The following is a 23,716-nucleotide window of genomic DNA, read 5'->3' as shown; positions in this document are numbered from 1 at the left end:
TAATAGTAGGGTGTTTTGTTAATATAATTTACTTAAATTCTATAACTCACAGTCTATAATCACCTTTTATTCATTTAAATTTAATCCGATAACATACTTAACTCTACGTCAAAGTATAATTTTACCACATGAATCACCATATATAGTTGTATAACTATTTAAGATGACTTCATTAACTTGTTCAGGTTTAGTAAAAACAACTATGACAGATGGATCTTTTCCTGCTTGTTTAATTTGATCAAAATCAACTTCGGCTAATAATGTTTCGGTAGTAACCTTCTCTCCTGCATTAACAAAAATTGAAAAAGGTTTACCCTCCAATTCAACTGTATCTATACCAATATGAATTAAATACTCAATATCTGCATCGCTTTTTATACTAATTGCATGCTTTGTTGGAAAAACAGCTTCAATTCGTCCAGTCAAAGGAGCATATATTTTGTTACCTTCGGGAACAACTGCAAATCCTTCTCCAAGTACTTTTTTTGAAAATATTGGATCATTTACTTCTGAAATAGGAATAATCCTCCCTGAACAAGGAGCAGTAATGGAAATTCCTTCTTGTTTTTTATTTTTAAATAGATTAAACATAAGATATCTCCTAATTCTCAATTTCTAAAATTTGATTAATTTCTTGACTAAGTAAATCAGCTTTACCGCCAAAAACTGCCTGAATACCACCATTCACTTCAAAAACAGCAGTAGCACCTAGTTGTTTAATAGTTTCTTTGTCAACCATTCGGCCATCTACAACAGCTACACGTAAACGAGTAGCACAAGCTTCAACGGATTCAATATTGGTTTTACTACCAAGAGCTTTAATGATTATTTGAGCTTCATCATTTAATGATGTTTTTTTATTTAATTTATTTTCAGTAGTCGTTGGCAACTCTTCTCCCATTCCAGGAATAGCTACTTTAAATTTCTTAATGAAGAAAGTAAATACGCAGAAATAAACAATTGCCCAAGCAATTCCGAAAGGAATTAATTTCAGCCAATTTGTCTTATCGTTTCCTTGGAGTACACCAAATAATAAGAAATCAATTAATCCACCAGAAAATGAATTTCCTACTCGGATATTTAAAATATCAGCAAAATAAAAAGATAGACCATCTAAGAATGCATGAATTATATATAACCATGGTGCTACAAATAAAAACATATATTCAACTGGTTCAGTAATCCCTGTTAAAAATGAAGTCAAGCCACCACTAAAATAAAGTCCACCATTCTTTTTACGATTTTGTTTAGGTATAGCACGATACATAGCATAACAAGCGGCTGGTAAACCAAACATCATTGTCGCGAATCTACCTGCAAAGAAACGAGTACCATAAGTAAATAGTCCTGTATGGTTTGGATCAGCTAGTTGCGCAAAGAAAATATTTTGTGCACCAGAAACAGTAACTCCAGCTACACTTTCTGTACCTCCTAAAGACGTATACCAAAAAAGTGGATAAATAGTATGATGTAATCCTACTGCGCCAGTCAAACGAAGTAAAAATCCATACAAAAAAGTACCTAGACTTCCCATTTGTGCAATATGTTCTCCAACTACTGCTAATCCATTTTGAATTGGTGGCCAAATTAAATAAAAGAAAGAACCGATAATAATTGCCGCTAAACTAGAAATGATTGGAATAAAACGCGATCCGCCGAAAAAACCCAAAAATTGCGGTAGTTCAATTTTCCGATATCGATTGTGTAGAAATGCAACAGTTCCGCCAATTACAATAGATCCAACAACACCAGTATCAAGAGTTGCATCTTTAGCAGAAAATAACGCAAGAAATCCGCTGATCGTTGCTGTATACACTAAGTAAGATACTCCACCGGCTAGACCTGCTGTTCCTTTATCCCCATTTGCTAACCCTACAGCAATACCTATAGCAAAAATCAATGCTAAATTAGTAAAGACAGCATTTCCTGCATAACTCATAATACTTAATACTGTATGGATCCATGGCTGTTCTAAAATTGGATACGCATTCATTGCACTTTCATTTGTTAAAGCACCACCAAGACCTAAAAGTAAACCTGCTACTGGTAAGATTGCAATCGGTAACATAAATGCGCGACCTAATTGTGAAAACTTCTTAAACATCTTTTTCCTCCTTATTCAATGCATCGACAAATCTTTTAGTAATTTCTTGTGGTCGTGTAATTGCACCACCAACGACAATTCCTGCAACACCCAGCTTTTTAATTTGTCTTGCTTGTTCAGGTGTATGAATTTTCCCTTCAGCAATAACACAAATATTTTCTTGTACTAATTGTTTAATTAATTTCATATCTGGGCCATTTTGTTTTTTGCTCTCCTTTGTATAGCCACTTAAGGTTGTACCAACAAAATCCACACCAGCTTGATAAGCATTCTTTCCTTCCTCAAAAGTAGAAATATCAGCCATTAATAGTTGTTGAGGATACTTTTTCTTTACTTTTTCTATAAAAGTATTAATAGATAATCCGTCATGACGTTTACGTAAAGTACAGTCCAAAGCAATTACCTCCACACCAATTGCAACTAATTCATCTACTTCTCTCATAGTTGCTGTAATAAATGGCTCTTCAGGAGGATAATCTCTTTTTATTATGCCAATAATCGGTAAAGAAACTTTCTCTTTGATTTCCTTAATATCTCGAACGGAATTTGCACGTATGCCAACAGCTCCAGCATTTTTAGCCGCTAATGCAAAATATGACATTAAACCTCCTTCCTCTGTATAAAATGGTTCACCAGGTAGCGCCTGACACGAAACAATTAAACCACCTGAGATTGCTTCTAAGAATTTTGCTTTGTCCAAACTCCACAAACCTCCATTTTTATATTTTTTAGGATTTTTACTCCAAAAAAAGTTTAGCATCCGCTTACATTGTTGTCAAGAAAAATGGAGAATTTTGGAGTTTTTTAATTTTTATAGTGTATAATAAACAAAAATTACATTCTAGAGGAGATTTTATGAATTACATTTATTTAATTAATGAACATTATCCCTTATTAACAAAATCGGAACGAAAAGTTGCTGATTTTATTCTTAACTCTGGAGAATCTATTATTTACAGTACTATGAATGATATTAAAACAAAAGCGAATGTTGGCGATGCAACAATCATTCGCTTTTGTCAAAAACTTGGATTTTCTGGTTTTTCTGATCTAAAAATTGAAATTGCTAAAGAAGATTTTAGCAAAAAAAAAGAAAAACCATCTAGTGGTAAATACCACGATGAAGTTGCTAAAAGTTTGATTGAAGTACTTCAGTCTACTTCTTGTTTAATTAATGAAGAAAAATTAACAAAAGCAATCCAACTTATTAATCAAGCAAGCAGCCTATATATTTTTGGTGTAGGATCTAGTGGAAATACTAGTCTTGATTTGGAAAGTATGTTTTTGAGGGTAGGAATACAAGCTAAAGCTGTATTAGATCCTCATTATCAAGCTCAAGTTGCTTCTTTGTTAACAGATAGAGATTTAGTTATTATCTTTTCTTTATCTGGAAAAACAAAAGATACTTATGACTCATTAAAAATTGCAAAAAATAATGGAGCAAAAATACTTGCTATAACGAATTATATTCATTCACCGATAGGAAAATCTGCAGATTTAGTTTTACAAACAGCAATCGAAGAATTTTTAAATGGTGGTTCTTTAGCTGGAAAAATTTCACAACTTTATATTTGTGATTTGTTAGTACATGAATATGAACAAAATAACAAGATTAATTCATTGGATTTAAGAGAAAAAGTCTTACGTTCAATTATTGATAAAAGAATTGAATGATTATTCAAAATTAGTTATTAAGAAAACACCAAAATACATACTACACATTGTTCACGTAGTACGTATTTTGGATTCTAGTTCACAGCCATTGGTAAACACCGTTCATTTTTGCAATTTTAATTCCTTGTTCTTGTCGTCGCTTAGATTCTGTTCTTTCTTGTTCCGCAATCATTGCCAAAATCTGGACTATCAAATCTTTAATAAAACGATCAAATAATGGATTACCAACCGCTTCAGCCATAATAGGAAGGCTTGTAATTATGAGTCGAACATTTTTATTTTTCAATAAATTAACCGTCTAAATAATTTCATCGTAATTTCTGCCTAATCGGTCAATGGCTTCTACCATAAAAATATCGGATTCTCTCACAAAATAGATAGCTTCTGTAAAAATTAGTCGTTGTTCAATACTTGCGCCAGATTTTTTCTCTACAAATATTTTTTTCGCTCCTAATTTTTTTAACTCTTGAATTTGCCGTTCCAAGTTTTGCCAATGGATGAAACTCTTGCATATGCAACTTTCAAAATTCTGCCTCTTTCCAAGAGTTTTATCATACACCCTGATCACGCATTTAAAAAACAAGAAAATCAAATAGTTGCGATTGTCTAATTAAGGACCCCTAAATAGACACCAACAGAACATTGAAAAATATGGTTTTTGAATGTATGATTAGGGTGTATTTTAAAAATTATAGAAAGTAGGTAAAAATTTGGAAAATTGCATATATTCGAGTTTCATCAATCGATCAAAATGAACAACGTCAAATTGAGGAAATGAACAAGTTTGGTGCTGAAAAAATTTTCATCGAGAAACAATCCGGAGCGACTATTACTCATCGACCGATTTTTCAGAAAGCTCTAGATTTTGTTAGAGACCAAGATATTTTTATTGTAGAGGCCATCGATCGACTTGGACGTAATTATGACGAGATTATCGATTCAGTAAATTATCTAAAGAAGAAAAATGTGCGGCTAATTATTACCAGTTTACCAATCATGGCTGAAGCAATCGGAAATCCACTCCTAGATAAATTTATCAAAGACCTAATCATTCAGATTTTGGCCATGATTGCCGAGCAAGAACGTACGGAATCTAAAAGACGCCAAGCACAAGGGATAAAGATTGCGAAAGATTACAATATTACGAGACTAACTATATATAGAATCAAAAAAGAAATTCATGAATTAGAGATTAATTGATGTAACAAAAATTAATACTTTTATTTATTGTAAGCTTTTCAAAATCTATTCGAATAATAACTTATTCAGTTTAGGAAAGTTTTCCAAACTATTACCAAAATTTGTTTCAATATCCTTTTTATATTTACGCTGAAAATCAAATATTGTTTCGCTATGACTCTCTATTATATCCTCAAAAAATTTGAAAATAAGCTCGTAATCTGAGATAGAGAGAGTATATTCATCGCTGAGAATTTTTAAATTAGTATAAATTGCTCCCAAATAATTTATTCTTAGATCAATTCCATTTGTTTCTTTATAATAAGCAACGAACTCATCAACAAATGAATTAAGGTTGTTATTCCAATGGTATTGGGTATTTTCATTAATTCTCGCGAGCATTTCGCATATTTGTTCTTCAGTAAGTTTTTCTACAAGCCATGAATAAATAAGAAAATCCTTATCAGCTTGTTTAAAATTTATCGCATTAGTCATCTGGTCAAGCAGAAATTCTATTAATTGTTCTTTTTTTCCATAGTAATAAAAAGTATCATATAGTTTATCTAAATCATTAGCTTCAATAGAAGATAATCTAAAGCTGTGCATTTCATCTTCTAATAAATTAAGTACATCTCGTAAATGAACATTACAATCGTCTATTACAGTAGTACATCTCATATCAAACAATATTTTTTTAGCATTATCAGCTACTCCAGGAAGGTCATCAAGCATATGTGCAAAATTATTTTTTAGGTTTATCTTTGTAGACTCCTTTACCCAGTTTTTGACTAAATGAAAATACAAATAGATTATTAAGAGAGTACCTACCAAAAGGGAAAGATATAATCTTAATTCCAGATAATTATATTCAATCCTTTATGCATAGACTAGACCACAAAAGTGCTTAAAATGAAAAACATCGTATGAAGTTTTTACAGGATAAAGTGTTGTACTTAATTGATAATTCGAAATTAAAAAAAGCAACAAACGTTCTGCCATTTATCTCCATAGTTATTATTTAAAAACATTTAAATAATAACTCTTTCTGGAAAAATACCGAATCTTAGTTGTTTTTGTTTACATACCTTATTTCTTAGTAATGAAGCAAAAAAATTTCCCTCTTTATCTGCATTTCCAATTTTATAATAATAATCTACTAAATACTCAGTTTCTATCTGTGAAATAACATTATTTGTATCTGCAGATTCTAAATTTATCTCCTCTAAATAAAATTGTATTTCAGAAAGAATAGCTTCTATTTCTAATAATTGTTCTATATTCTTTTTGAAATTTTTTGAATTAATAGACTGTTGTAATTTCTTCCCTTTTTCTGCATACTTGTTATACATAATCATTAAATTATATGCACATTCTGATAAATTATTTTTTTCATAATTACCATTTTTTAATAAATCTTCTGGATTGATTTCCCAATAAAATTTCATATTATCTCTATCCTTTCTATAACTATTAATGATATGAACTTTTAAGTGTAAAATAAAACACCTAAACAATTAATTTCATTTCCAAAAGTTAGATAATTATTTAAAAAATGTTTCGTACTAAAACATTTTTTAGTCTAAATTTAATGTAAATTTAGAATCAACTGACATCTGATATTTTTTAGGAGTCGTCCCTGTTATCTTTTTAAAAACTTTAGTGAAGTGAGACGTATCTGAAAAACCTAATAATAGTGAAATATCATTAATAGGATAATTAGATTTTAACATTACTTTAGCTTCTGAAATTTTTCTTCTTAAAATATAATTATGTATACTAATGTTCAATTCTTTTTTAAAAGCTGTGCGTAACCTAGCTTCACTCATTGAAAAATATTGAGCAATCTGTCTTACTGTAATCTTTGTATACATATTTAGACCAATGTACTGAACAATTGATGATATCTGAGGAGAAAGATTCCTTACTTTAGCTTTTCCTATTTCAGAGGTATAAAATACTATAGCAGTATCTCTAACTTTTAATACTTCTTTTAAATTTATACATAGTTCATTTTTCCTTATAAAACTATCTCGACTCTGATATGCATTTATTAAGTCCATTCCCATATTTATAGCTGCTTGTGCTAACTTCTCAAATACAACTATTGAATAATTCTTTTCAGAACGTACGTTATCCCCACTAACCACAGGAACAACACCATTACTTAGTTTAAATATCATATTACTTAATTCTTGTACATTACCATTTACAACATATTCTAAAATTTTATTTTCATATAAAAATAAATAAATTTCTGGATCATAATTTTGAGATAATAACATATCTATCCGTTCTATTTGGATATCTTCTGAAAATTTTTTCTCATAATCATGTAACGGCTTATGAAATAAGTCTTCAATCTTTCCCGTAAAAAAATAATTTATAAGGATAAGAATATCTCTAATATCCCCTAATGAAAATAATGGTAATTTATTTAATAATTTATATAAGGATTCTTTATCAGAATGCTTTATACTTTTATATTGAACCATAGAATAGAATTTATCTTTTTCTATGGTATTACATCTGAATGGACCAAACAAAAACAGTTTTTTATTGTATGTGTACAATAAAAACAACTCATTATAATTACCAGTTATATAATCAAATTTAAGCTTGTCTTTCACTACTTTTTTTAAAAAAGTTGGGAAATCATAAAATAATGATATAGTCCTATCAGATCTATATTCTTCTACAAGAGTGTAATCTTCATTAAATACTAATATAGGTATCCCTAAGCATACATGTAATGACTTTAATAAAACTTCTTTATCCGTATTCAAAAAAAAACTCCTTTACTTAAATATGAACTTTTACTATAAGTAAATAAATATTATCTAGTAATTATTTACTCATTTTAATATCAACATTATTTTAATAAAAAATAATAAAATCCACAATATTATTTAAATAAACAACAATAAAACAAAAAGAGGAAGAGACTTCTTCCTCTTTTCAGAGAATATTTAATAATTTAAACTTCTATTCATCCTCTTTTTTCCATTTTTCATACCCTAATAACCCTAAAGTTCCTAACAATATTAAACCACCAGCAATAGTATAAATATTACTATCAACCTCTCCTGTTTTAGGATAAGTTTTCAAGAATTGTTTTTTATCTTGATTGTTGTTAGTCTTACTGTCTGTTCCATTACCTTTTCCACCGTTTAATTCATTTGACGAAACAACTACATCAGTAGGTTCACTAGTATTGCCAGATTCATCAGTTGAAGTTACTTTTACTTTTGTCCCTGCCTCTAATTTAGGAACGTTAACTTTAAAGTAACCACTCTTATCAGCTGTGCCATGGTATTGACTTCCATCAGGTAACGTTACTGTTACATCTGCATTTGGTTCAGTTTTACCAGTAACAATTTTGTCAACATCTGTAATAGGATCAACTTGAGGTTTATTCGGCGCTTTTTTATCTACTACAGAAATAACAACCTCTACCTCTTCTTTAGATCCATCTGGATATATTACTATAACAGTAGCTTTTTTATTTCCAGGTATACCCACATCTACTTTTTCTTTCCAAACATACATAGTTCCTTTTGGTAGATCCGATTTATTTTTAATTCCATCAGATGCTTCTGGTTCTTTATTTAATTCAGTAGTTACTTTTTGACCTTTAGGTGTATATTTATCAGCGTCAGAGCGATTGTCTGTTACTTCTACTGGAACTTTTACTGTATCTTTTGTACCATCTGGATACGTTACTTCAATGACACCTTCGTAATTACCTGGTGCATTAGTATCGATTGTACCACCAGGAGTAACATCTGTTATTGTTGTTCCTTGTGGTAACGTTGGTAAGTTAGTAACGTTATCTGTTAAATCCACTTTACCACCGATTTCTACTTTTTCACCTTCTACTGTTGGCTCATATTTATCAGCGTCAGAGCGATTGTCTGTTACTTCTACTGGAACTTTTACTGTATCTTTTGTACCATCTGGATACGTTACTTCAATGACACCTTCGTAATTACCTGGTGTATTAGTATCGATTGTACCACCAGGAGTAACATCTGTTATTGTTGTTCCTTGTGGTAACGTTGGTAAGTTAGTAACGTTATCTGTTAAATCCACTTTACCACCGATTTCTACTTTTTCACCTTCTACTGTTGGCTCATATTTATCAGCGTCAGAGCGATTGTCTGTTACTTCTACTGGAACTTTTACTGTATCTTTTGTACCATCTGGATACGTTACTTCAATGACACCTTCGTAATTACCTGGTGTATTAGTATCGATTGTACCACCAGGAGTAACATCTGTTATTGTTGTTCCTTGTGGTAACGTTGGTAAGTTAGTAACGTTATCTGTTAAATCCACTTTACCACCGATTTCTACTTTTTCACCTTCTACTGTTGGCTCATATTTATCAGCGTCAGAGCGATTGTCTGTTACTTCTACTGGAACTTTTACTGTATCTTTTGTACCATCTGGATACGTTACTTCAATGACACCTTCGTAATTACCTGGTGTATTAGTATCGATTGTACCACCAGGAGTAACATCTGTTACTGTTGTTCCTTGTGGTAACGTTGGTAAGTTAGTAACGTTATCTGTTAAATCTACTTTACCACCGATTTCTACTTTTTCACCTTCTACCATTGGTGTATATTTATCAGCATCAGAGCGATTGTCTGTTACTTCTACTGGAACTTTTACTGTATCTTTTGTACCATCTGGATACGTTACTTCAATGACACCTTCGTAATTACCTGGTGTATTAGTATCGATTGTACCACCAGGAGTAACATCTGTTACTGTTGTTCCTTGTGGTAACGTTGGTAAGTTAGTAACGTTATCTGTTAAATCCACTTTACCACCGATTTCTACTTTTTCACCTTCTACTGTTGGCTCATATTTATCAGCGTCAGAGCGATTGTCTGTTACTTCTACTGGAACTTTTACTGTATCTTTTGTACCATCTGGATACGTTACTTCAATGACACCTTCGTAATTACCTGGTGTATTAGTATCGATTGTACCACCAGGAGTAACATCTGTTATTGTTGTTCCTTGTGGTAACGTTGGTAAGTTAGTAACGTTATCTGTTAAATCCACTTTACCACCGATTTCTACTTTTTCACCTTCTACTGTTGGCTCATATTTATCGGCGTCAGAGCGATTGTCTGTTACTTCTACTGGAACTTTTACTGTATCTTTTGTACCATCTGGATACGTTACTTCAATGACACCTTCGTAATTACCTGGTGTATTAGTATCGATTGTACCACCAGGAGTAACATCTGTTATTGTTGTTCCTTGTGGTAACGTTGGTAAGTTAGTAACGTTATCTGTTAAATCTACTTTACCACCGATTTCTACTTTTTCACCTTCTACTGTTGGCTCATATTTATCAGCGTCAGAGCGATTGTCTGTTACTGTGACATCTACTTCAACTTCATCAGATGATCCATCTGAATATGTCACTACAACCGTACCTTTTTTATTTCCAGCTGTACTAATATCTACTTTTTCTTTCCAAGTATACTTAGCATCTTTTGGTAAATCTTTCTTATTTTTAATTCCCTCAGATGCGTCAGGTTCTTTATTCAATTCTGTAGTCACTTTTTGACCTTCAGGAGTATATTTGTCAGCATCAGATTTATCATCCAATTTTGTTGCACTTGATACAAATTCTGTATCATCTGCTTTAATTGGTTGCGTTGCTTCTTCTGGCCATTTCGCATCTGTATAACCATCTTTTGCTTTCAACACCGGAAGTTTATCTTCTGGTAAGCTTACGCCGTCTTTCACTGCAAAGACTGTTGTTCCACTTTCAATACTTGTTCCTTCTCCTGCGGTGAAGGTTACTTTGTGGTAGCCTGCAGGAATGTTTTCTCCTGGATTTTCATAAATATTTTTACTTACAGTTACTGCTAAATCGGTCGTGCCTACAGAACCATCTTGGTAAACAATTTTAATAGGAATTGTTCCAGTAATCGGCTCCGATTCTCCTACACCTTTAGCTGGAGTGAATGTAACAATACCAGTATTTGCGTCAACACTTGCATTGCCGAAGTCCTTATTATAAACATCTAAAATTGAAAAGGCATCGTTAGCTAGAGGAACATCTGGTTTATCAAATGTAGGTTTACCACTTTGAATTGTCGTTTCTGGGGTTGTTGTTATAGGTACGTATGTTGCATCATTTTCCATAGCTTGAGAAGCTTTTACAGCAAACTCTACATCCACGTCGAAAGTTCGATTTCCTATCTTAACAGTTACAATACCTTTCGTACTATCAGTAACGTTAGAAGTATCAGGCTCTTTTTTCCATGAATACTCTGCATCTTCAGGTAAGTTTTTATTATTCCGAATTGATTCTTTAGCATCTGGTTTAAATCCAACTACCACGGTTTGTTTATCAACCGCTTTTGGTGATTCCTTAATAACGGTTGAACCTTCTTCTGGTTTATCAAAACCTGGAGAAACGATTTGGATTTTTAATTCATCTTTCGCGATTAGTTTACTTGAATCTACACCCGTAAATTCAAATTCTACAGTATCTGAAATTGGAGCCCCATCTTTTTCATTTGGAGCGATAGTTTTTTCTGCTAATACAGTACCTTCTTTATCAACAAGTTGCGCTTTGTGATCTGTTCCCGCTAACTCGTGGATGAATACTTTCCCCTTAACTGTTGTGTCAACATCATATACTTCTTCTAATTCAGGTTTCCCGATATATGGATTCGTGTCTCCGCTCTCTTCTTTATCGTCAGGGTTTCCATCACCATCAATATCTTGCAAATAATAATAACCTGTTCCATAAGTATTCTGGATTAATTTTTTATTCGTATCCGACAACCAAGAATCAAAGATGAAATCTTCACCAAATGGCGCATTTTCTTCGATTTTATCCGCTGCTTTCATTTCTTCTAAGATTTCATCTAAAGGTTTAGTCAGTTGTAAAACATATCTAACAACGATAGGTCGTGGACTAGCATTAGCAAAATCAATAAGTTTAGTTAAATCATTGTCAGTGATTGAACCCATACCATAATTCTCATGACCTTCACGTCGCTCAATCGCTAAATCAGCCACTTTTTTTCCTGATTCAAACGAAACATTATATGCCACTTTATCAGCCTGAACCATATGCATTTGTATTCCAGATACATATGGTACTAAACGTTCATCGATTTTGTAGTTAGCATACCAAGGCGTTCCCTTTGCAGAAGTTGAATAAGAAAAATTCTTTTCTTTCGTTAACTTATGATCTAAAATTATAGCTCCATTAGCACCAGTAGACCCAGAACCGTCTTTTGTTTGGATATTAGCTTCTTCATATTTAGTATTTACCGATCCATGCTTAAATTGATCAGAATTATTTTCGGATACATCTAACTTATTATAGAAATCATCTTGATCTGTCAAAAAGTAACCAGCGCTTTCTATTCCAGGTACAATTTTATCGTCATCTTGATGACTTACCAAATAGATACGATACATTAAACGGTCGCTTTTAAGATTATCTGCACCAATTTCTTTAAAAATTTCATCTAAATTTTTTTCAAATGTAATCACACCGTTAGGAGCAGTTTGTGTATCAGTTGTTTCTGCCCCAGCAAATAGTCCATCATTTGCTCGAATGTAATTAACCTTCCAAATGTTTGTAGGTCTGCCAAGCGAATCATTAATTCTTACAAAAGTTCGTCTACTATTTCCTACGCCCTTCTTCGGATCAACTTGAATTTTTTCAACATACTGGGCCAATCGTTCATCTAATTGAAGACGAATTTCCCAGTTTGCAGTTGAAGCTGCAATATTATGTTTCCCATAAACCTCAAAATCAATTGTATTTCCTTGTAACACATCACCAGTTATTGCTTTAGGGTTGAATTGTAAATCCGAGAAATTATAATTCTTCGTATATCCCGGATTTTCTTGAAACGTATTTCCTGAAGCAGAATAATTTACTAATCTTCCTTCACCCATTTGTGCATTAACTATTCCAGTTGCCCCAAAAACAAGGCCTACACCAACTAATACTGATGCAACACCCACACTTAATTTTTTTATGCTATACTTTAATACTCTTTTTCTCCCTTTTTTTAAAATCATATGCTTATTGTTTTTTCCAAACAAACTAAATTTGCTCCCTTCCTTATTTAAATTTAAAATTACATTTTTATTATAAATAATACAAAATAGGAATTCTTGTAAATATCACAAATATTTGTAAAAAAATATCAAAAATAAAATATTATAAAAAAAACCGACCTTTACGGGGTCACTGGAACATCCCTAGAAATCAAGTAAAAAAAATCCAGAGGATTTTCTCCTCTGGATTCACTATTACTCTACATTTTTTAGTTATTTTATTATTCAATTATTCTCATTAAAAATTTTTCTTTCTATATTACTTAACACGAGATTCCGTTAATTCTTTTGCTTTAGAACTTCCTTTAGAAGCTAGCTCTTTTGCTTTCTCTGTTTGCTCACTGGCAAAATTACTTACTGATTCTGTTGCCTCACCAACCTTATCTTTTAAACTAACGGAATCTTCTTCATGTTGTTCTTCTGTCTTAATATCAACAACATTTACATTTACTTCAATAACTTCTAACCCAGTCATATTTTTTACTTCTTTTGTAATAATTTCTTTCATTTCATTGTAAATTTTATAAATATCTTTTCCATATTCTGCAACAATATCTAAATCTACTGCTACCTGTTTTTCTCCTACTTCAACCACTACACCTGATGTAACATCATCGGTATTCACTAACTTACCAGCTAAATTTGAGAAAAATCCACCATCAACCGTAAGCAATCCTTCTACTTTTTCTAAAGAAATGCCAATAATTTTTTGAATCACTTTATCTTCATACGTTAATTTTCCTTGTACATTTTCCTTCTTCGTTTCTTCCTTTACACTTACTTTTGTTTTCTCCATTTGTATCCACTCCTAAATATTCTTTATTTTATTTATTTTGGAAAAATTTTCCAAATAAATCCTCATTTTTAATATAACTCCCTATAAATACACCAATCCCAACCATAACTAATAAGAGAATTGTTTTAAAAAAACCAATAGTGAAAAAGAAAAGTGCTAATACCAATCCTATTAGTCCTCCAATAATTGGATACTTATATTCTAGGAACAATTCTTTCATATTCTCCCCTCTTTCTTTAAATCACTCGTTTTTGTTTTTGCTTACTCTTTCCTGAACGAGATATATTTTTGAAAACTACTTCTGCTTTTATTGAAGTATCTAATCCTATAAAAGTTTTAAGATATAACTCAATATTTTTTACTAATTGATTCGTTTGATTTATAATATCTAGATTGTCACTTGTATTTCCTGTAATACGTACTTTTATCTTTTTCTTATACATTTTTACATTTACTTTTGAATCCCTTAATAAATTGGACTGATCTAATTGCGACTGAACAATTCCTACAATAGCACTTTTTTTGATTTCTAATATTCCTTTGTCATCGTTTAATTTCACGGATGTTACTTCTGCTGGACTTAAAACAATCCCTAAAATAAATAAAAGGATAAAGACCATACCTATAACACTACCCCAGTACAAATATAGTTGAATGTAATTCTCTATAAAAGGATACTCTTCAAACTTAATAAAATAAATAGGTAATGAATACATGAACTGATAATGAACAAATACTGCAAATAAAAAAGTTCCAAAAACTAAAGAAATAAAACTAAACAAAATTTTTTTCCCTTTCGTCATCGATTCTCCCCCCACTTTCATGTGACTTTTACCACAATATAATTTTAGCAAAAGCCTTTCTCCTATAAAAATTTTATGCTTACAAGTTATACTATACATTAAGAATTCATTTACTTTAATGTACCTTCAACTCAATCAGAGTTAATCCAATTTTTTATTTTTTTGAATAGTTTCTTGGTATTAGAAAATTGTGTAATATCTTGAGTATTTCTATCTAACATCGATAAATCTACATAATAATCTGGCGGGACAGGTTGATTGTTAAACAATCATTTTCCCTTTATGGGCTTTATTGTCTCATAATAGCCAACAGTATATACAAACCACCAATAATTATCGGAATTTTGATTAGTAAAAAAACGTCCTAAATTAACCGAAGTATATCCTGCAGAAGGCATACCAAAAACTTTTACATTTGGATTATTCTTTAACGCTAAAAGTAAACTCTCAGCGGCACTTGCTGTGTTATTATTTATTACAACTGCAACTTTTTTCCCTAGTTTCTTTTTGTGTAATGATAATTTATAAAGATTCAGTTCGTTAATCGTTCCTGGAATGCCACCAAATAATTTACCATTTTTTAAGTAAACAGGATACTTTTCCTTTTTATTATTAATATTGCTAAAGAGCATTCCATTAGGAATTAAAGAACTCGCACCAATAATCATAGGTTCTTTCAGACCGCCATAATTATTTGATAAATTTAAAACAATGTTACCAGAAGTATATTCGATTAAATCTGTCAACTTTGATGCATATTTAATTGAGAAGTTATCATCATTGCTATAGACACTTGGAATGTTAATAATTGTAAGATCCTCATACTTTGAAATACTTGGTAACTTAAGAGTTTCCATATTATCCATATCTTTGTCACTACTTATTTGTTTTACAGAACTATGTTTGTTAACAACATATACTAATGTATTTAAATTATCCACATTAGTTACTTTTCTACCGTATCTTGTTAATTCTAAAATATTCCTCCACTCATCTTTATTAGTAATTACTCCATATTGAGATATCGTATGAAGTACTTCATAACTCCTAGAATCAATCGATTTTAGAGGTAAAAAGAAAAAAGTAAGAGAAACAAAAATAATGGCACATGTGCTAATAATATAAAAAAGTAAATATTTTTTGATACTCATCCTGTTCATCGTCCTTAACAAGTAATATACTACAATATTTCACCACACATGGCTGTTCTAACTAATTCTATTTTTCATCAATGTACTTCTTTCTTTATATCTGTAAATTGATTCATTAGCTTCTGGTATTCTTTTAGTTGTTCCTTTAAGCAAATCGTAAATATTCCACCCATGAAACTACCAAAAAACAACGAGCCTATTAATGAACCAAAAATAATAAATTCTTTTCCTACAAAAACTTGATGAAAGTTTGTTAGCATAACAAACATGAATAATGCATTAAATATAAAAAGGTTAAGGAATAGCTGAACACTAGAGAAATCTTGTTTTTCATCAAGAGCAATTGGTTTAAAGAAACGATACATAACATAATATTCACTGATCAATATTCCCATTAATAATATGCCTTTTACTATTATCAGCCAAGAAAAATCGATAAAAATAAGATCAAAAAAACAAGTACTGGTATAAACACAAATAGCCATCGAAATTGATAAACATATTGGTAAAAATTATGTCTCTTCAAAAAATCCATCTGTTTTTGAAAATTTTCTTTATCCGTTATATCCATATTAGCATCTCCCTTTTTTAACGATTACTATTGCTTATTCTATCGACTTTTTCCCTATTATTTACTTTGAATAAATCCTCTTTTTATTAGTGTTGTTAATATAGACGAAGCACACCGAAAAACAGCGCTTTCATAAAGGACAACTATAATAAGAAATAATAGTTAGTTTTATTAAATCATAAATACAGCTAAAATAAATCATACAAAAGTCCTAAATCAAGTTTTATTTTAAGTTTCTAACTTTGATTGCTTTAGTTAAAAATGACACAACCATCTTATATCTTATTCCATACATTTTCTTATTATATGATTTGTCAAATTAAGTTAGAATAAAATGCTTCTTGTACATAGCTCAAAAATATCTCAATTGGTGTTCTGTAATTCAATGATTTTCTTGGAATATGATTACGTTGATTGCTGACACTGGAAATAAATGTCTGATTCACTTCTCTAAAATCCATTGATTTCGGCAGTCCATTACGACGCAGAATCCCGTTAGAATTCTCGTTTAATGGGCGTTGAGAAGGTGTTCCAGGGTCCGCAAAATATATATCAATATCGTGTTGGTTACTAATGGCTTTCCAGTTAGAAAATTCTTTTCCACAGTCAAACGTAATAGATTTAAAGAAGTTTTTAGGGAAGCGAGAAAACCATTGATTAAGGGCGGTTTCAATATCTAATGCCTTACGGCCGTTGGGTTTAATCGTGATAATGACTTTAGATAATCTTTCAACTAAAGTAATGACGGCACTTTTATGATGAATGCCAACGATCGTATCACCTTCAAGGTGACCAAACTCAGAATTGAAATCAGGATAATTATCAGGTCGATCATGGATTGAGCGCTGATATTGTTGTTTTCCCCGTTTTTCCTGATGGCCATTGGGTTTTCTTTTACCTTTCATCGGTAGTGTGTCAATATCAAATATCCCTTTAGAAAATAAACGATAAAGTGTTCTCATACCGCATGAAACAGGCCTTTCTTTTCGCCCGATAATGACGTCAGGCGTCCAACCAAGAGTGACTTTCTCTTTAATGTAATCTACTTCATGAGCAGGTAATTGAATGACTTTTCTACCACATTTTTTCTTATTTTCTTTATACTGGTGCCAATAATCAAGAGCAGTCTTGCCTTGCTTGAACTTATTGACTACATTATAAATAGTTTGTATAGCACGTCCCATTCGGTTAGCGATTTCAACCGGTTTATTATGTTGAAGATAATATGATTCTATCATTGTCAGTTCGTCTATGGTAAGATGTTTGTAGGTCATTTATGGTTACACTCCTTTGTTTTCTTTCGTCGGAAATACAATTTGAGTGTACCATAAATGCCTTTTTATTTTTCTAACTTAATTTTACAATTCGCGATTTTATAAATTCTTGACTTATAATTAAATATTAATTAACATTTAATTATAGAAAATGGAGTTAATTATGAAATTTAAAAGTGTTTTATTTTTATTTCTTGCTAGTATCATTCTATTCGGATTTTCCCAACAGACAAATGCAGAATCACAAGAGTCAAATGTTACTCCATCACAAGAATCTTATGCACACGATGTTTTAAATGAACAATTATCGTCTAACTTATCTACTACCGACGCTATCCAACAACGTGCAGCATATGCTCCTAGCACTTGGTATTACACAACTTACCGTTCGTACGTTGGATACCCGCCTGCAACAATTTATGTTTCAGTCGAAAATACAGCAGTTGAGCGTCGATCCCACGGATATTTGACACTAATTTCTACAGGCTATGCTCCAGGAAATTGGAGAACCTACGCAGGAACTCTCTATCTTCAAGGAGGACCTTATCCTATTCCATCATCTTTAAAAGCTACAGACTTATTAGTCAAGCAAGATAATTAATTTAATTCCAAAAAATAAAGAAAAGAAGATTTTTAACTTCTTTTCTTTATTTTTTGGTATTCTGAAAATTTATTTTTTTCATCACTTTTAGAAGATAAATTTTTCTGTTGTTGTCCTATATCGTAAACTCTATCAATTGGGTTTTTGTTTATTCCACCTGATCCAGTATCGACCATTGTTCCCCAGCCCTTCTTTACTGGGCTTTTACCTTGACGCTTCATAGCTTCAGCTTTTTTTCTTATTTTATCATGTTTCTTTTTTCTTCTTTCTTCTAAAAAATCAGAAAAATTAGTAAATATACCCATTTTATCATCTCCTCTGTAGAAATAATGCTAATCAACTAATTGTAATTCAGACTAAATTATAAAAAATTATATCATATTTAATATTTTAATCAAATTATAACAATTTGTCGTTTAACGTAATACAGAATCAAACAAGTATTTTTTTATGGAGTAGAATTTTTCTCTACTTTATTTTTTCTTCTTTCTCTTTTCTGCAGTAACTCCGTAATGCTGACGATACCTTTTAAGAGTCCGTCTCGTCTGTTAATACCTTTTTTTCTTCAACTTCTTTATCTGGTACACCTTCAAGAAATAGTTAAAATCCCTATTGGAGTCGTGCATCGTTTTCGCTATTATTTCATTTACCTCTTATCTATCTTTTTGTTTTGCCTATCTGATATCCTTTTGTCTTGTTTCATATTTCCAGCAAAAAAAGCAATTCCTACTGCACCTGAAGAAAAGACAAATTCTAAAGCTGACCAACGAAACAGTACCGTCAAAATTAAGATAATAAATATTGCGATCACTAAAACAGCGTCTTTTGTTCCAAAATTCAAATATCCAAAATTCATTAAACTCTCCACCTTTTTTAAATTATTGAAAGCACACAATTAAAAATCTTTTTACTTTTTCAATCGTTTTGAGCTACTTCATTTATTTTTTCATCAATTGCGATATAGTTGCCTTGATACAATTTGTATTCTTTATTGCAGCTATCACATTTAAACTGATTATACTTTCCTAGTTCTCTTTTAGCTAATTGCCCGCAGTCACAATCAATAAAAGTAACTATATTACTTTTGTTCCATGTGCTGATTTCGATCCCCCAATGATCATATGTTTTTCGAACTACCATTTGTTATCCTCCTTATAACTATATTCTTTAATCATTTCCTTGAATTCTTGTTTTGTTTTAGGGTTCGTTCGTATGACTTCTTCAGCTAATTCTAAAAATAACTGCTCAACCTTTGCTGTCATGCTCTCAAAAATATCAATGGGTTTTCTTCTTTCTTTACTCGATTCTTATATCTTTGGAAGTTTGCTGAATAAAGTCGCCCGTTTGACATTATCTCAATCCCATAACCTGTTACTAAAGGATTTTTGAACAACTGAATAATTTTCTCTCTATTTTCCATTATAAGTACTCCTGAATTATTTCTCACTAAGTAACTGTTCTTCCTTTGCTTGTTTCTTGATTCGTTTGAGAGTAGATAAAGAAATACCTGTTTTCCTTTCCACTTCTCGCATGCTGTTTGTTTCCATTAACTCTAGTGCATGTTTGTATTTATCATTTAGTACTCTTTTCGGACGTCCTTCTCGATAATTTTTATTGTTCGCTCGATGCCACTGTTTCCCTTCTTGCGTTCTCGTCACGATTAAATCTCTTTCAAATTGCGCAAAGCTACCCAGCATATTCATCATTAACGTTTGCATAGAATCACTTTTATTTGGCTCAAAGGTTAGGGCATTATCTAAGAAGATGATAGTCACTCCTGAATTGTTTAAAGAAGAGATAATTGAATTTAAATCAACAATACTTCTAGCCAACCGATCAATTTTCGTCACTAAAACTTTATCGCCAGTTTTTACAATAGAAAGTAGTTCTTCTAATTCTTTCCTTCCTTCTTTTTTTGTTCCAGTATATTTTTCACTGAAGATTTTTTCTGCTCCAGCTCGTTCTAGTTTTTGAATCTGGGTTTTGTAATCTTGATTACTAGTACTCACTCTTGAATAACCATAAATGGACAAAAATTTCCTCACCTTTTCTGAACATAAGTTTTTGACACTTGATAATTCCAAGTATAGCACGAAAAAGCAAAGAGGCCAAAAACTTTTTAAGTTTCTGACCTCACATTTTTAATAACAATAACTATGATAAATTTGTCCTCATTGTCTATAAGGAATTTTTCTTGGTTTTCGTTTCACATGATATTTAGAATCTCCGTATACTTCTGCTACCTCACCATATAACTCCTTCTCTTTTAGATATTTTGATTGGAAAAGATTTATATATTTACGCATATCAATTCGTTCAAGTAATCCTTTATCGTCTAATTCAAATAAATCAATATGCTCAAAAAAGTTTCTATGTCTATTAATAAGTTCATAAACCAACTGCTTTTTGTAAATTAAGGTCCTACTAACTTTACTACTACTTGTTGTCTTTACATCTCTATTTTCAATTATATTCCTTAAAACACCTAAACAAGCATCAGTAAATTCTAATCCAATTTCAGTATTTTTATATATTAGCTTTGCTTTAACCACTTTAAAATGATCGTATCTATACAAAGAATGAATATTAAGCTGATTCTTAATTAACTTATCTAAACCTCTTTTTTCATAATCTGTTGCGTACTCAATATAGATATTTGCTTCAACCTCAGTAAATGAACTGTACCCTCTCAATGATCCATAGATTGATCGCTCTGGTATTTTTGAATATACCATATCATCAATTTTTCCTTTCAACATATGATTACTAAATCTTCCACGCTTAAAAGCTACTACATTGAATCGAAGTAAATTTTCATTTGAAACAAATAAATCAAATAAGTTTAAATAATCTTTTAATTGACTTTTTTTATAATCGGTCAAATGGAAACTTATTTCTTCTCTCTTTAGTTTATCATTTAGCTCCATAACACTTTTTGAACAATAAAAATTATTAGGGACGACCACACTTCCAATCAGACTAATTTCATTTTTATTTTTGCCACTTTCATCCATAAAAACCGATACTGTTTCTTTCACTAGTATTCTCCTCAATATCCTATATTTGACTATTGCATTATGTACAGATTCATGTTATATTGAATGTGTAATTTGATTGTCCCCTTTGGACAACAAACTATGATTCTGTATCACATACATTTGTTAACCCCTTTGGTTAAAAATGTGTGTTTTTTTTTGCTCTTTTTCTAAAACTTTTTATAGCTATAGTTTATCATAACTAAAAAAATAATTTAACTACTCAAAATATCTTTTCCAATGAATTACTTCTTATTTTTTGATATCTATTACAATAGAAAAAATATATAGAAACGAAAACATACTAAAAGTATCCCATATTAAAACGTACAGATACACAAAAAGCAAGCCTATTCGCTACGGGCTTGCTTTTTGGTTTGTTATTCTAATGTAATTCTTTATAGGATAGATACAACAAAGAATTAGTCTTTTCAATGAATTGATAGATTGTTCTTTTTGCTGAGGTGCTTACATCGGCCATCTTATTTAAATTATTTTCCACTTCTTGCTTGTTATAAGTAAAAAAATTATCTTTCCACACTAACAGTATCACTAACTCTATTTCATGAAAACTTATAAAATATGTGCATCCATAAGGGTTACCTCTTTCATGAGCATAAATTTGCATACAAACCTTTTTCTTCCTTTAATGTTTGAATAAACAGAACTTCTAATATAAACTAGTTAGTTATTTTTAGTAGGAATAATGTAAAGTTATTTTAATGAATTATAATATGCTTTCAATTCTTCTTTTGTTTCTTGAGATAAACAAATATCATTTACACCTTCTATTGCTCCTTCCAACCCATAAAGCATATGTAAACATGCATCTGAGTCACTTTGCAATCGTATACGAAAAAAAGCTTCTTTACTCCCGATTTTTTTAGCTTTTCTTGGTTTTCAATTCCTGCTAAAAGTAGTTTCTTTTCTAAAACTACTCCTATATTCGGTAATTTTATTAAATCACTCATTTCAATTCTCCTGACATTAATGGAACTACTACTTCTTTTGTTTATTCAGTATAATTTGTTAATACTATTTTTTCTTATTTACTTATATTCATGATCCCTACTTAAAACAAATGTTGAGATTCCAAAAGTCTTTTCTTTTAAAAAATACGAAAAAACTAATCATATCAATAGATTCTTTATTGCAAAGCTTTAGCAATTCTTTTATAAAATAACATTTTTTATGATGTAAACAGCCAAACAAATTACTTTCATTATTCTTCTTGCTTAGTAGATGCTATAGAAATTTCACGAACAAGTGTATCTTGCGGCATTTCATAAATAAATTTAACAGCTTTTGCTACCAATTTTACTTTATGTGTAATTTTTTCTACATAAGCATATGATACACCCAACTTATCTAATTCTTCTGCATCACTTGCCAATTGCTCAATGTCTGATTGAGAAACTGTTTCTTTTAATGCTTCCTCCCTAACTGAAAATAAATCATCAACTTTCTTTTCCAACTCATTTGACCAAAGAACAATAGCACCATTTAGAATTTCAAATAAATTCGAAATACGATTCATGATATTTTCGTCCCGATTTCTACGTTCGGATTTATATTCAATAAAACTTTCAAATAATGTTAATAATTGGGAGCCAGTAATTGTCTCCTTTAACATTTGATTATTCGAATCATTAAACAATTCATTAAATTGCTGTTGATAATACTTAATTTTTTCTTCCTCATACGCTTGATTTTGGTCTTTCTTTAATTCATTCCTCATAGCCTTTAACAAATAATTTGTTTCTCTTCACTCGATAAAACACTTGATTGTTTTACCAATAGTGCTGTAGCTTCTGCGTACAATTTTTGAATCTTCTCATCCGTTGCAGCCTCAGTTAATTTTACTGTATGATAATTATCATCTAAAACTAAATTTTGCTTCACTTTATCGATAAACGCTATAACAAACGGATTCATTTGTAATTCATTTTCATGCGCATAATTTATTTCTGCTGTAAAAATTGGTGCATTACTGGGCACCATTCCTAAAACTGACGCAGAAATCATTAAAATAGCACATACTTTTTTCATTTCGATTCAAACTCCTTCACATTTTTTAGTCTTTTAAATAAATACTAATACACCTATCACATTTATAACTCTATATTTTTTTTACACTTCAAAAAAATTATGCGGACAATCGTAGTTACTCTTATAACAAGCTATCCTTCTTATTAAAAAAATTACAAGCGTTTACTATTCATTTTTTTATAGAAAATATGAATACAAAAAAACAACTATTCGTTTTATAAGAATAGTTGTTTTTGATATTAATTGTTAAACCCTTTTTTTCTCAAAAATCCACTTTTTCATGTAATACTGTACTTTTTTTGTCATCTTTCCTTAAAGCATCTAATTTGTTTAATTTATCATCAATTACCTAGTAGTTATCAAT

At 30.8% G+C, this 23,716-nt stretch carries 24 protein-coding genes and 4 pseudogenes; 4 read left to right on the top strand and 24 right to left on the bottom strand.

Annotation, left to right across the window (positions count from 1 at the left end; all coding sequences use genetic code 11):
• Positions 1–108 precede the first annotated feature (108 nt).
• Genes PYW42_RS02315 through PYW42_RS02305 form a run of 3 tightly spaced genes read right to left on the bottom strand, consistent with a single transcriptional unit; the run spans position 109 to position 2,804 of the window.
• Positions 109–591, bottom strand: a complete 483-nt coding sequence (locus tag PYW42_RS02315) for a PTS sugar transporter subunit IIA (RefSeq protein WP_002358535.1) — start codon at positions 589–591, stop codon at positions 109–111.
• 10 nt (positions 592–601) lie between these two features.
• Positions 602–2,104 carry a PTS transporter subunit EIIC gene (locus tag PYW42_RS02310; RefSeq protein ID WP_002363073.1) on the bottom strand — a complete coding sequence of 501 codons (1,503 nt, stop codon included), beginning with the start codon at positions 2,102–2,104 and terminating at the stop codon, positions 602–604.
• On the bottom strand, positions 2,097–2,804 hold the full coding sequence (locus tag PYW42_RS02305) for an N-acetylmannosamine-6-phosphate 2-epimerase (RefSeq protein WP_002363072.1): 708 nt from the start codon (positions 2,802–2,804) through the stop codon (positions 2,097–2,099). Before PYW42_RS02305 ends, PYW42_RS02310 begins: the two co-directional genes overlap by 8 nt.
• A 155-nt stretch (positions 2,805–2,959) precedes the next feature.
• On the opposite strand from PYW42_RS02305, the gene PYW42_RS02300 reads away from it, so the two are divergent.
• Positions 2,960–3,778, top strand: coding sequence for a MurR/RpiR family transcriptional regulator (locus PYW42_RS02300; protein ID WP_002363071.1), 819 nt, complete (start codon positions 2,960–2,962; stop codon positions 3,776–3,778).
• Positions 3,779–3,866: 88 nt separating this feature from the next.
• On the opposite strand, the pseudogene PYW42_RS02295 reads toward PYW42_RS02300, so the two are convergent.
• Positions 3,867–4,303: pseudogene (locus tag PYW42_RS02295) on the bottom strand (recombinase family protein); the annotation flags it as partial.
• Between the two features lie 183 nt (positions 4,304–4,486).
• Here PYW42_RS02295 and PYW42_RS02290 point away from each other — a divergent pair.
• Positions 4,487–4,978 (top strand): recombinase family protein, encoded by a 492-nt coding sequence (locus PYW42_RS02290; RefSeq protein ID WP_033591396.1) that lies wholly within the window; start codon positions 4,487–4,489, stop codon positions 4,976–4,978.
• A 45-nt stretch (positions 4,979–5,023) separates the two neighbouring features.
• On the opposite strand, the gene PYW42_RS02285 is transcribed toward PYW42_RS02290, so the two are convergent.
• A complete protein-coding gene (locus PYW42_RS02285; protein ID WP_002384835.1) occupies positions 5,024–5,761 on the bottom strand; it encodes a hypothetical protein in 738 nt (245 codons plus the stop codon).
• Here PYW42_RS02285 and PYW42_RS02280 point away from each other — a divergent pair.
• A pseudogene (locus PYW42_RS02280) lies at positions 5,749–5,850 on the top strand (IS30-like element ISEnfa364 family transposase); the annotation flags it as partial. The gene PYW42_RS02285 and the pseudogene PYW42_RS02280 overlap by 13 nt on opposite strands.
• A gap of 135 nt (positions 5,851–5,985) precedes the next feature.
• Here PYW42_RS02280 and PYW42_RS02275 read toward each other — a convergent pair.
• The 9 genes from PYW42_RS02275 to PYW42_RS02235 all read right to left on the bottom strand — a co-directional run bounded on the left by PYW42_RS02275 (position 5,986) and on the right by PYW42_RS02235 (position 17,667).
• A complete protein-coding gene (locus PYW42_RS02275; RefSeq protein WP_002358522.1) occupies positions 5,986–6,402 on the bottom strand; it encodes a hypothetical protein in 417 nt (138 codons plus the stop codon).
• Between the two features lie 129 nt (positions 6,403–6,531).
• Positions 6,532–7,740, bottom strand: coding sequence for a YSIRK-targeted surface antigen transcriptional regulator (locus PYW42_RS02270; protein ID WP_002411461.1), 1,209 nt, complete (start codon positions 7,738–7,740; stop codon positions 6,532–6,534).
• 199 nt (positions 7,741–7,939) lie between these two features.
• The gene (locus PYW42_RS02265) at positions 7,940–13,057 is read right to left on the bottom strand and encodes a Rib/alpha-like domain-containing protein (RefSeq protein WP_111997010.1); all 5,118 of its coding nucleotides are present in this window, start codon (positions 13,055–13,057) and stop codon (positions 7,940–7,942) included.
• 274 nt (positions 13,058–13,331) lie between these two features.
• Complete coding sequence (locus tag PYW42_RS02260; RefSeq protein ID WP_002364907.1) at positions 13,332–13,868, bottom strand: Asp23/Gls24 family envelope stress response protein; 537 nt, start codon at positions 13,866–13,868, stop codon at positions 13,332–13,334.
• 28 nt (positions 13,869–13,896) lie between these two features.
• Positions 13,897–14,088 (bottom strand): DUF2273 domain-containing protein, encoded by a 192-nt coding sequence (locus PYW42_RS02255; protein WP_002358517.1) that lies wholly within the window; start codon positions 14,086–14,088, stop codon positions 13,897–13,899.
• A 16-nt stretch (positions 14,089–14,104) separates the two neighbouring features.
• Positions 14,105–14,671 carry an alkaline shock response membrane anchor protein AmaP gene (amaP, locus tag PYW42_RS02250; RefSeq protein ID WP_010717288.1) on the bottom strand — a complete coding sequence of 189 codons (567 nt, stop codon included), beginning with the start codon at positions 14,669–14,671 and terminating at the stop codon, positions 14,105–14,107.
• 269 nt (positions 14,672–14,940) lie between these two features.
• The gene (locus PYW42_RS02245; protein ID WP_002363057.1) at positions 14,941–15,822 is read right to left on the bottom strand and encodes a S41 family peptidase; all 882 of its coding nucleotides are present in this window, start codon (positions 15,820–15,822) and stop codon (positions 14,941–14,943) included.
• Between the two features lie 77 nt (positions 15,823–15,899).
• Entirely contained in the window at positions 15,900–16,217 is a 318-nt protein-coding gene (locus PYW42_RS02240; RefSeq protein WP_002411208.1) for a hypothetical protein, read from the bottom strand.
• Positions 16,218–16,707: 490 nt separating this feature from the next.
• A complete protein-coding gene (locus PYW42_RS02235) occupies positions 16,708–17,667 on the bottom strand; it encodes an IS30-like element IS6770 family transposase (RefSeq protein WP_000221326.1) in 960 nt (319 codons plus the stop codon).
• 163 nt (positions 17,668–17,830) lie between these two features.
• Here PYW42_RS02235 and PYW42_RS02230 point away from each other — a divergent pair, with 163 nt between their 5' ends.
• Positions 17,831–18,268, top strand: coding sequence for a hypothetical protein (locus tag PYW42_RS02230; RefSeq protein WP_010729899.1), 438 nt, complete (start codon positions 17,831–17,833; stop codon positions 18,266–18,268).
• Positions 18,269–18,300: 32 nt separating this feature from the next.
• On the opposite strand, the gene PYW42_RS02225 is transcribed toward PYW42_RS02230, so the two are convergent.
• The 10 genes and pseudogenes from PYW42_RS02225 to PYW42_RS02175 form a co-directional block, all read right to left on the bottom strand.
• Positions 18,301–18,573: a hypothetical protein gene (locus tag PYW42_RS02225; RefSeq protein ID WP_002363055.1), complete on the bottom strand. Its 273-nt coding sequence runs from the start codon at positions 18,571–18,573 to the stop codon at positions 18,301–18,303.
• 341 nt (positions 18,574–18,914) lie between these two features.
• Positions 18,915–19,124, bottom strand: a complete 210-nt coding sequence (locus PYW42_RS02220; protein WP_002363054.1) for a hypothetical protein — start codon at positions 19,122–19,124, stop codon at positions 18,915–18,917.
• A 59-nt stretch (positions 19,125–19,183) separates the two neighbouring features.
• Positions 19,184–19,408, bottom strand: a complete 225-nt coding sequence (gene uvrC / locus PYW42_RS02215; protein WP_002363053.1) for an ultraviolet resistance protein UvrA repressor UvrC — start codon at positions 19,406–19,408, stop codon at positions 19,184–19,186.
• A pseudogene (locus PYW42_RS02210) lies at positions 19,402–19,688 on the bottom strand (hypothetical protein). Before PYW42_RS02210 ends, uvrC begins: the two are co-directional and overlap by 7 nt.
• Positions 19,689–19,704: 16 nt before the next feature.
• Positions 19,705–20,301: a recombinase family protein gene (locus tag PYW42_RS02205; protein ID WP_010729897.1), complete on the bottom strand. Its 597-nt coding sequence runs from the start codon at positions 20,299–20,301 to the stop codon at positions 19,705–19,707.
• Positions 20,302–20,439: 138 nt separating this feature from the next.
• Positions 20,440–21,306: a hypothetical protein gene (locus PYW42_RS02200; RefSeq protein ID WP_010711377.1), complete on the bottom strand. Its 867-nt coding sequence runs from the start codon at positions 21,304–21,306 to the stop codon at positions 20,440–20,442.
• 382 nt (positions 21,307–21,688) lie between these two features.
• On the bottom strand, positions 21,689–21,931 hold the full coding sequence (locus PYW42_RS02195) for a hypothetical protein (RefSeq protein WP_002363049.1): 243 nt from the start codon (positions 21,929–21,931) through the stop codon (positions 21,689–21,691).
• 86 nt (positions 21,932–22,017) lie between these two features.
• Positions 22,018–22,274, bottom strand: a pseudogene (locus tag PYW42_RS02185) (TfoX/Sxy family DNA transformation protein).
• 251 nt (positions 22,275–22,525) lie between these two features.
• Positions 22,526–23,053 carry a hypothetical protein gene (locus PYW42_RS02180; RefSeq protein ID WP_002363048.1) on the bottom strand — a complete coding sequence of 176 codons (528 nt, stop codon included), beginning with the start codon at positions 23,051–23,053 and terminating at the stop codon, positions 22,526–22,528.
• The gene (locus tag PYW42_RS02175; RefSeq protein ID WP_002364917.1) at positions 23,047–23,352 is read right to left on the bottom strand and encodes a hypothetical protein; all 306 of its coding nucleotides are present in this window, start codon (positions 23,350–23,352) and stop codon (positions 23,047–23,049) included. Before PYW42_RS02175 ends, PYW42_RS02180 begins: the two co-directional genes overlap by 7 nt.
• Between the last annotated feature and the right edge of the window lie 364 nt (positions 23,353–23,716).

This window comes from Enterococcus faecalis (assembly GCF_029024925.1).
Lineage (GTDB): Bacteria > Bacillota > Bacilli > Lactobacillales > Enterococcaceae > Enterococcus > Enterococcus faecalis.
Note: the sequence above shows the minus strand (reverse complement) of the source record. Positions and strands in the feature narration are given on the sequence as shown.